Origin of the sequence: Synechococcus sp. H55.11 (assembly GCF_047462475.1) — a bacterium.
Classification (GTDB): Bacteria; Cyanobacteriota; Cyanobacteriia; order Thermostichales; family Thermostichaceae; genus Thermostichus.
In genome coordinates, this window is sequence record NZ_JANSJI010000254.1 from 1 (window position 1) to 887 (window position 887).

The 887-nt window shown below is 60.1% G+C and carries 1 protein-coding gene; it reads right to left on the reverse strand.

From position 1 onward, the window contains the following. Window positions 1-125: 125 nt before the first annotated feature. Window positions 126-677 (reverse strand): fasciclin domain-containing protein, encoded by a 552-nt coding sequence (locus NW853_RS10165; protein ID WP_414348948.1) that lies wholly within the window; start codon window positions 675-677, stop codon window positions 126-128. Window positions 678-887: the final 210 nt, after the last annotated feature.

Below are 887 nucleotides of genomic sequence, written 5' to 3' on the forward strand. Positions count from 1 at the left end.
CTCCGTCCCGCTGCCGCGAACGATGAAGCAACTGGGGCAGAGGAAGAGACAAAAGCTCTGCTGTCAAGCGGATGGGGAAACCCCACCCGCCTGCGTGGTGGGGTAGTTCATTGATGCCTGAAGCCTTAGCGAGGTGGGATCAAGACGGTGTCGATGACGTGGATGATGCCGTTGGCAGCTTGAATATCCGCGGTGATCACGTTGGCGTTGTTGATGCGAATCCGTCCGCCCTCAAGAAGGGTGACAGTGACAGGGGATCCCTGCAAAGTCGTGACCTGCTGGCCGGACCTGAGGGCGCTGGAGGGGGCCAAGCCGGGAACCACGTGGTAGGTGAGAATGCGCACCAGCTCTGCCCGGTTCTCAGGCCGCAGCAAGGCTTCCACCGTGCCAGGGGGCAAAGCGGCAAAGGCAGCATTGGTGGGAGCAAAGACCGTGAAGGGGCCTTCTTGCTGTAAAGTCCCCACCAAGCCCGCTGCCTGCAGGGCCGTCACCAAGGTACTGAAGTTAGGGTTAGCAGCGGCAACGGCGACGATATTCGGCAGTGGCGTAGGGCTGGGAGAGAGAGTCGGAGTGGGCGTCGGCAGGGCAATGGCTGTATCGTTGCTGGAACTGCCACAACCGACCAAGGCCAAGCAGGCAGCCGCCGTCAGTCCAAGGGTGAGGGCTTTGCGGTTCATAACAAAAGTTAATAACTCAAAACGTTCGTCCCGATCCTAGGGTCAAAAACCGTTCCCGCACGGGTGGCCCTAGAGCAGAGCAGGGATCACCTTTGCGTAGAAGTGGCTACGGTAAAGTTCGGTATTCTGGGTGTGATTGCTGGAGGGGAGAAAGGGGATGAACGGGATCCCATCTTGGCGGCGGCAACTGCGGCGTTGGCTGCCCTGGGC